General features: G+C 42.2%; 7 protein-coding genes. 4 read left to right on the top strand and 3 right to left on the bottom strand.

The features are described from left to right. The first annotated feature begins 317 nt into the window (after window positions 1-317). Both ACHUFQ_RS14215 and ACHUFQ_RS14210 read left to right on the top strand, forming a co-directional pair. Complete coding sequence (locus ACHUFQ_RS14215) at window positions 318-2327, top strand: hypothetical protein (RefSeq protein WP_394176505.1); 2010 nt, start codon at window positions 318-320, stop codon at window positions 2325-2327. A gap of 51 nt (window positions 2328-2378) precedes the next feature. Next, entirely contained in the window at window positions 2379-4055 is a 1677-nt protein-coding gene (locus ACHUFQ_RS14210; protein ID WP_394176504.1) for a tetratricopeptide repeat protein, read from the top strand. A 321-nt stretch (window positions 4056-4376) separates the two neighbouring features. Here the strand turns inward: ACHUFQ_RS14210 and ACHUFQ_RS14205 are convergent, their stop codons facing one another. The 3 genes from ACHUFQ_RS14205 to ACHUFQ_RS14195 are packed head-to-tail and all read right to left on the bottom strand — an operon-like array spanning window position 4377 to window position 6750. Further along, window positions 4377-4997, bottom strand: coding sequence for a peptidylprolyl isomerase (locus ACHUFQ_RS14205; RefSeq protein WP_394176508.1), 621 nt, complete (start codon window positions 4995-4997; stop codon window positions 4377-4379). Between the two features lie 29 nt (window positions 4998-5026). After that, window positions 5027-5593, bottom strand: a complete 567-nt coding sequence (locus ACHUFQ_RS14200) for a YajG family lipoprotein (RefSeq protein ID WP_394176503.1) — start codon at window positions 5591-5593, stop codon at window positions 5027-5029. Continuing rightward, window positions 5590-6750 (bottom strand): methyltransferase, encoded by a 1161-nt coding sequence (locus ACHUFQ_RS14195; protein WP_394176507.1) that lies wholly within the window; start codon window positions 6748-6750, stop codon window positions 5590-5592. Before ACHUFQ_RS14195 ends, ACHUFQ_RS14200 begins: the two co-directional genes overlap by 4 nt. A 296-nt stretch (window positions 6751-7046) precedes the next feature. Between ACHUFQ_RS14195 and ACHUFQ_RS14190 the strand changes: the two genes are divergently transcribed. Continuing rightward, window positions 7047-7697 (top strand): alpha-ketoglutarate-dependent dioxygenase AlkB family protein, encoded by a 651-nt coding sequence (locus ACHUFQ_RS14190; protein ID WP_394176502.1) that lies wholly within the window; start codon window positions 7047-7049, stop codon window positions 7695-7697. A 56-nt stretch (window positions 7698-7753) separates the two neighbouring features. Then, window positions 7754-8065: a BolA family protein gene (locus tag ACHUFQ_RS14185; RefSeq protein WP_394176501.1), complete on the top strand. Its 312-nt coding sequence runs from the start codon at window positions 7754-7756 to the stop codon at window positions 8063-8065. The last annotated feature ends 142 nt before the right edge of the window (window positions 8066-8207 follow it).

Below are 8207 nucleotides of genomic sequence, written 5' to 3'. Positions count from 1 at the left end.
TTAACAATTGCTTGCAGGCTAGAAATAGCTCTGAAATGAATTGGTTGACTTAATCTGGCACTTTTTAACTAACACCATATGACCGTGATGAGCGAGCAACAGACATTCAAAATTATCTTCGTAAAAATTCATTTTTAGCAGATTTCATAGAAAAAAGGTGTCGCAATCCGTTTGTTTTTTTAGATAAACATTGTCAATGGATTTTACACTGGCAGTAAATCAAAATTACGACCCACCTCGTAGACCAACAAATACGACTATATTAAATACTGGCACACTTCATGCTATTTCGGGGTCTGAAAACTCCGGAGAAATGTATGAATATACAACTATGTATCTTAATCACACTTGCCTTTATATTTTTAGCACTTCCGGCAAAAGGCGCTTTTATCTATGTTGAAGATTCTTTAAACGAGGTAGGAAAGGTAGAAGTTGATACCGGCGAAACTGAACCCAATCTACCTTTTATTAAATATTCATTCATCGAGCAAGTAGCCAAGACCTCTTACATAACAGGAACGCGAACCGCATTCGGAGAAAACCAAAGTAATCAAGTCCAAGTCAATGTATCAGCATGGGTGTATAGCAACGGCTCTTCAACCAGAATTGGTGTTTATGGAGATGAACACATAAATCCGATATCTGGTAGTAACGAAATTTACACACTGGCAATTAATTCCAATGGTTTGGTCGCTGGTGGATCAAATAGATGGCACCCAGATGGGAGCATGTCCGGAGCCACGGCCTGGGTAGCCGATGAGCATGGTACGACACTTATCCCAAGACAATCGATAGGTTTGGATATCCCGCTAGATTCAGATTTTCCATTCGTTACTGATATCAACAATTCCGGGCACGTAATAGGTAATACGTCTTACCTATTTTCTAATGGGTCTGTTTCAAATCAAGCGTGGTTGTTTAAGGATGGAACTCTGCACATACTTGGATTAAGTGGCCCAGAATACGCTGCTTTAGATGGAACAAGTACCTCTAGGTCTACTTTTATAAATGAAAATGGTCAAGTTGCTGGTAATACGCACAGGTATGTTGGTAACGACTTTAATGGTACACATGCGTGGATATTCAACAATGGGCAATACACTCAACTAGGATACACAGATGCTGAACACACTGATGAGAACGGATTCCAATACTCTACGATCTTATCACAAAATGAAAATGGTGATGTTGTTGGGCAATCCTATTTAGGTGTTGGTTCTGGAGGCAATACTCTCTGGTCGCATCAAGATGATGAGACAATAAAGATTGGTTTATTTGATTCAGATCATACACGGTCTGATGGATTCAGGAGGGGATTTTCGTATATTTTAACTGAATCCGGCATCTCAGGTGGTAATTCCACTAGATACAACGGAATGGATGAGAACGGTTCTTCAGCGTGGTTGTTTAAGGACGGCATTACTATCAACATAGGCTTGCTGGATGACTATCATACATCTAGTAAGAATCGGCGGCGTTCATCCGTACAATTCATTAACGAGGCCGGACAAGCAGTAGGTGATTCGGCAATATACCGGCAAGGTGATGCATACTTAGGAAGCACTCTGTGGCTGTATTCTGAAGGTGAACATGTCCTCTTGGGTCTAAAGGATGAAGAGCATACGCATATTAATGGAGAATCATTTTCAAGTGCCTACTTTTTTAATGAGGCCGGTCAAGTGGCTGGTGATTCTGCAAGATATTCTAGTGATGGCGATTCTGCAGGATACTCAGCCTGGCAATACAGTGAAGGTGTGACTACCAAAATCGGCATATATGATGGCGAGTACACGAGAGATTCAGATGGACGCCAGAATTCCAGCGTTCTAGGCCAAAATGAGGCTGGACAAGTCATTGGTTATTCTACCAATTATTCCAGCAACTCTGATACCGCTTGGTTTTATGACAATACAACGATGTTACTTTATACGTTCGACCTAGATGCTGGCTACGACACCAGTTTTAATAGCTATTTTTATGGTATTACTAACGACGGATTTGCTTATGGAATCTACAATGATGGCGATTTCGAGCAAGCATTTGGTTTTACTGTTGAATTAGGGTATTTCCTGATAAGTGATTTTTTAGGAGATGATTTTCAGGAAATGGGGTGGACGTCTGTAAAGGCTATACAAGGTATCACTGAAGATGGATTAATGTATGGTATCGCGATAACGGACGACGCAAAAAGAGCATTATTTGCCGCGTCAATTAGAGAAAGTCGCTCCTCCTCTCAGGTCGTTGAGCCAAGTACAATATCTATCTTTATTCTATCGATACTTTTTACATACCAATTTCGATATTTTAAATCGAAAAGAACGTGTTGATCTCACTGTAATTTTATTGTTAATTTCATCCCTAAACTAAAAGTGATAACCATGAGAATACCTCTCAACGCAGTTTTATTATGTTTAACAACAACTTTTTCCTTAAATTCATGGGCTGGAGCTCATGATCCAAGAGCTTTAAATGCGGATCCTTTAACCGCAGAAAGTCAAATTGCTCCATTATTGGAAGGGCTGGGCGACAATCATTTTAAGGTCACAACGAAAAATCCACAATCTCAGATTTTCTTTGATCAAGGGTTACGCTTAGCTTACGCATTTAATCATTCCGAGGCACTAAGGTCGTTTAAAGAGTCGGCAAGGCTTGATCCTGAAAATGCGATGGCTTACTGGGGATGGGCAATGGTGTTGGGTCCGAATTTAAACTTGAAAATGGTTCCTGAAGTTGAGCCTAGAGCATATAAAGCGATACAACTTGCTCTGTCTCACAAGGAAAAAGTCACAGAATTAGAGCAAGGCTTGATTAATGCTATGGCCAAACGTTACAGCGACGACGATTCTGTAACGCGAAAGGAGCTAGATATCGATTACGCTGATGCAATGGAAGCGTTAGTGCAAAAACATCCCAATAATTCCGACATTAATACTCTTTACGCAGCCTCACTCATGAACATATATGGCAGAGATTACTGGTATGCCGATGGTAGTCCCAAAAAAAGGATTATTGATGCGAAAGGTGCATTAGAGTCGGCTATAGAAATCAACCCTAGACATGCAGGCGCACTTCATTACTTTATCCATTTAGTAGAATCCCCACACCCGAACTTAGCTGAAAAACATGCGGATGTAATTGCAAACCTTATGCCTGGTGCAGGGCATATTGTTCATATGCCTTCGCACATTTATATGCGAGTTGGACGTTTCACAGACTCGTACAATACCAATGCAAAAGCTGCAAAGGCCGACGAAAGGTATATAACTCAATGTCAGAGCCAAGGGATATACCCGTTGATTTACTATCCTCATAATGTGCATTTTATGGCTTGGTCAGCTATGAATCAGGGGCGGCCCGCAGAGGCATTGACAGCTGCAAGAAAAATAGTCGGAAAGGTCCCTCCAGGTCTTTCGTCAAATCCCAGGGTATGGGCACTCTACGAAAAGTTCTTATCGCAACCTATGTTTGTTATGGTTCGATTCGGATTGTGGGACGATATGTTAAAAGAGCCTAAGCCTGACTCAGGCTCCTCTTTAATGACGGGAGTATGGCATTACGGAAGAGCTTTAGCATTTACCCACACTGGTAATCTCGAGAAAGCTTCAGAAGAAGCGACCAATCTGAAATCAATTATCGACAAAATGGAAGAATCCCACGAGCTTAAAGAAACCACGTCGTATAGGCTTTTAACAATCGCGGACAATATTGTCGATGGAGAAATTACCTTTGCCAAAGGTGATACTTTTCGAGGTATTGCTCATCTAGAACAGGCGGTAAGGATTGAAGACAGCATAAGATACAACGAGCCACCCGATTGGTATTTTCCTGTTAGGCACTTTTTGGGGGCAATGCTTTTAGATGCCAATGCTCCTAGGGAAGCGGAGGTGGTTTATGCGGAAGATTTAAGAAAAAACCCTGAAAACGGCTATTCACTGCTTGGTTTAAAGTTGGCTTTAGAAATGCAAGGTCGAGAAGAAGATGCTCTAGCATTTAATGAAAGATTCAATCAAGCATGGAGAGACGCAACTCACGATTTGAAATCCTCGAGATTTTAAGTTGATACTCAGCATCAGGTGTTATGCAATTATATTTATAATCAGCGTATATTAGCAATTGCTAACAGGCGGCTATTGGCACAAAGCCGCCGTTCAGTCTTATGGTGATAGATTCCCTGTCGTGGCAGGGGATGACGCGAAGGGGGTTGCTTTTCACTCGAAGCGATGTTTTGTGTCGCGGGTACAGAATTTCGGTTCCTGACAAATTATGCATACCAACGTCCATGTCGGCAACTCGGAGCTGATGACACCAGCGTACTCGAAGTGACGTTTTCTGCCACGTACCCGGAGTATCGGTTGCGATACGTGTTCACCAAGGTTTTAGCCTTCGTGAATATAATCTTCCGGCATTAACGTGGCTTTGATCAGAATTAACGGTTCAACCGGGACATCATCGAGGTTTAAATCTTCGTTGAAATCGGTTTCAACCGCAGACATCTGCAGTATTATCTCTTCGCCGTAGGTCACCGAACCAAATACCGTGTAACCCCAGTTGCGGCCTGGGTCTAAGCTGGTGTTGTCGCTAACATTGAAATAGAACTGACGAATGGCAGAATGGGGATCGTTTTGTCGGGCCATGGCTATCGTACCAACTTCATTTTTCAGGCCATTACCGGATTCGTTGTAAATTTCTTCACCGTTTTTACGAGGTATATGCTTGCTATCATATCCGCCGCCCTGAACCACGAAATCTTCAATCACACGATGGAATATGGTGTTGTTGTACTCGCCACGGATAACGTAATTGATAAAGTTATTTACCGCAATCGGCGCTTTTACCCGATTCAGTTCAACGATAATCACGCCTTTGTTGGTTTCCATTTTTATCTGCGGATAAAGGTTATTTGCCGCAATAACCTTGCCTTGTGGTTGCGGGTGCGCAGCGATTTGCCCGGACAATAGGGTAAGTGCAGATAAACTGACAACTAAAAACTTCCGCATTGTTTTCATTAGGTAACCCTTATTAACGTTTAACCTTTAATAAATTCCTGCAACTGCTCATCTTCCAATACCTGATCAATCAGCTTTGACAATTGGGTATTAAAATCACGTTGCAAGGTTTCAATATTGGCATTTAACGGACCGCGACTTGTGGCGCGTAAAGTAAATGTTTTCGACATGGTTTGCGCCGAATTTTCCAGTTTTACCTGTAATTTAATAATGGTGTTGGCGCGATAATCCAATACATCCTGGTTTACATAAGTACGAGCTCGCTCGACGTCGAAGATAACTTTCAGGTCGCTCTCGTCTGCTACGGCCAGGCCCTGATTACTCAGTTGGTTTTTGAATTGGTTATTTAAAACCTTAGACAATGCTGCGGATGAATCGATCACTGTAGAAGGGCGATCGATATTTAGCACTTCGACAATATGACCTTTGTCACGGCTATCGGTCACCGAAATTTTGGCACTTTTTTGTTGATAAATTTTTGCCGGAGTATTCATTAGCTCAGGGTGCAACTCAATCATGCCTGTCTTTTCAGCGCAAGCAGAGGTGAATAATACTGTACCAATAATAAAGAGATTTTTTAGTTTCATAATTTTACCGCAGATAATACAACAAATTTCTTATTACTCGAGACAACACGGGCGTTACCAAACAGCCTTTTTAGCTTAATGTGGTACCCCAGTTGTCTGTTGCCTATTATCCTGACTTCACCACCTGCATCCAAGACTTGATAACAATCTTGAAACATTTGCCAGGCGATATGATCAGTGACTGCCTGTTGTTGATGAAAAGGAGGGTTACATAAAATTAAGTCAAGACTCGATGCCTCAACCTGGTTTAAACAATCGTTCCAATGAAACTTGCATTGGGACGATAATTTGGGAAAATTTTGTTCAATATTGATCCGTGCAGATGCCACGGCCATAAATGACTCATCAAAAAAATTGACTGAAATATCAGGTTGCTGTTGCAACAATGAGAGGCCTAGAACACCGTTGCCACAACCTAAATCGCCGACTCTGGCTCCGGCTTTGACGGTTGGCAGATGCTCGATCATAAATCGTGCTCCGATATCCAGATTGTCTCGAGAAAATACATTGCTGTGGTTGCTAATTGTCAGGTTTGACGCGTCAATGCCCGGCAACTGCCATTGCTTTAGCTCGGGCAGGGGAGTTTGCAATTTTGCATTTCTGTTAACAAAAATCAGACGAGATTTTTTCCAGGCCAGAGAAGTCTGGCAATCACCAAGCTGCTGCTCTATCAACTTTAATGTTGAGGTATGTATCTCTTTTGCTTTACCTGCAATGATGATGCGAGTGTTGTCGTGACAGAGGTTGTGGATTTGCTGCAGCTGATATTGAAAAAACGCTTTAATTTTTGGCAGTTTTACCAACACAATATCGACTTTTTTCTCGGGTAAGGTAATGCTGTCGAAAAACTCGATGTTATCCGTATTCAGGAGATTATTGGCAAGGTTGGCCTTACAGCCTTGAGTTGCCACAAAAGAATCACTGATAAAGCTAATCGTCTGGTGACTTAAACTGCAACTAAGGGCTCCAAAACTGTCATTGAAAATCGCAATGTTTGCTGGCGCATCATCAGGAGTTATCAAGGATTGTTCGGCGAGGATTTTTAACAGATATTCATCACCACTGTCCCATGCTTGCAGGCTTCGATTAACCTGAGCGGCAGGGTAACGTTCGAGCTCGAGCAAGTCCGCCTGGGTAGCAACATCGATGCTATCCATAGCGTGATTCAACAATAAACCTTCCGCTTTTTGCGGGTTTAGGCACGGGCTGAGCATTTGTTTTTATTTTCTCGTTGTGGTGAAGCTAACACCAGAACCGTTGTGTACTGCGCCTGAGAGGTTTAGGTACTTAATAAGACTGGCTTAGCGAGTTATTCTTGTTTTGATACTGCTTAAATACAGAAACGTGAATTGATTCATCACAATTCCTGTAAGCACGGCGTTAAATTTTCTTTAAAAACTTAACCAATAACGCTATTGTCGCATTAATCAAAGCTAGATGCCACAGGCAATCCATGGCGATTTTAAAAAAATTACAGCGATTTTTGCACGACGACCCAAGAGGTCGTCATGCACAATTTTATTGTGACAATGATTTACTGTTTTTGCCTGATTTTTATAACGATTTAAAAGCAAAAGCTATTTATAGCAAATTATCCCGGGAAATGGCCTGGCGTCAGGAAAAAATCTCGATGTTCGGCAAACGAGTATTGATCCCTCGCTTGCAGGCCTGGCATGGCAATCCCGAAAGCATCTATCGATATTCAGGGTTAGATCTCATTCCCGAATTTTGGACACCGACCTTATTGCAGGTTCGCAACGACGTGAGCAGTGTTGCAATGACAGAGTTTAATTCGGTATTGGGCAATTGGTATCGTGACGGCCAAGACTCTATGGGCTGGCACAGCGATGATGAAAAAGCTCTTGGTGAGCATCCGATTATTGCCAGCGTATCTTTAGGTCAGCAACGAAGGTTTTGCCTGCGCCACAAAATCAGTGGCGAAAAACAGACAATCTTATTAAGATCGGGGAGCCTGATACTGATGTTTGGCACATTGCAGGAAAATTGGCAGCATAGTTTGCCTAAATCCGCAAAGCCGATGCAGGGCAGAATAAATCTGACCTATCGCACCATCGTCAATCCGGTAACGCCTAAAATCGATTAATTGCTTAATCACCGATTTATTATATAGCTAAGCGCGAATCATAAAGAGTAAATGAAATGAGCATCAAAGCCCAGATTGAACAAAAGCTTGTCACCCAATTGTCACCACTGCACCTTGAAGTGATTAACGAAAGTTATATGCATAATGTGCCCGAGGGCAGCGAATCTCACTTTAAAGTTGTGGTAGTAAGTGAGCAGTTTAGTGGTCAGCGATTACTGCAGCGTCATCGGGCCATTAATGCGGTGTTAGCTGATGAACTCGCCAATCATATTCACGCCCTAGCTATCCACGCCTATGATCCACAGCAATGGCAAACCATGACCAAAGAACAGATCCCCAACTCGCCCGATTGCGCCAGCAAAAAATAAAACCAAAACAGCGAATATAACTTGCCATGATACGATGGCGACAGGTCAAGTCGCCTTCATTATGACATTTGCAACCTTCACAGATATGCCCATCTTTGCGCTTTATATGACGATCGTCGTCTTTTCAAACTGTGCGAATTCT

The organism is Thalassotalea litorea (assembly GCF_043642205.1).
In the GTDB taxonomy this organism is placed as follows: Bacteria; Pseudomonadota; Gammaproteobacteria; order Enterobacterales; family Alteromonadaceae; genus Thalassotalea_A; species Thalassotalea_A litorea.
The sequence above is the reverse complement of the archived record's forward strand: the minus strand, read 5'-3'. Positions and strand labels throughout refer to the sequence as shown.

What these genes read in the sequence shown, in the direction of transcription:
- ACHUFQ_RS14205 (WP_394176508.1), bottom strand. Translation starts at nt 4,997, where the DNA reads ATGCGGAAGTTTTTAGTTGTCAGTTTATCTGCACTTACCCTATTGTCC.
- ACHUFQ_RS14190 (WP_394176502.1), top strand. Translation starts at nt 7,047, where the DNA reads ATGGCGATTTTAAAAAAATTACAGCGATTTTTGCACGACGACCCAAGA.
- ACHUFQ_RS14185 (WP_394176501.1), top strand. Translation starts at nt 7,754, where the DNA reads ATGAGCATCAAAGCCCAGATTGAACAAAAGCTTGTCACCCAATTGTCA.
- ACHUFQ_RS14195 (WP_394176507.1), bottom strand. Translation starts at nt 6,750, where the DNA reads ATGGATAGCATCGATGTTGCTACCCAGGCGGACTTGCTCGAGCTCGAA.
- ACHUFQ_RS14210 (WP_394176504.1), top strand. Translation starts at nt 2,379, where the DNA reads ATGAGAATACCTCTCAACGCAGTTTTATTATGTTTAACAACAACTTTT.
- ACHUFQ_RS14215 (WP_394176505.1), top strand. Translation starts at nt 318, where the DNA reads ATGAATATACAACTATGTATCTTAATCACACTTGCCTTTATATTTTTA.
- ACHUFQ_RS14200 (WP_394176503.1), bottom strand. Translation starts at nt 5,593, where the DNA reads ATGAAACTAAAAAATCTCTTTATTATTGGTACAGTATTATTCACCTCT.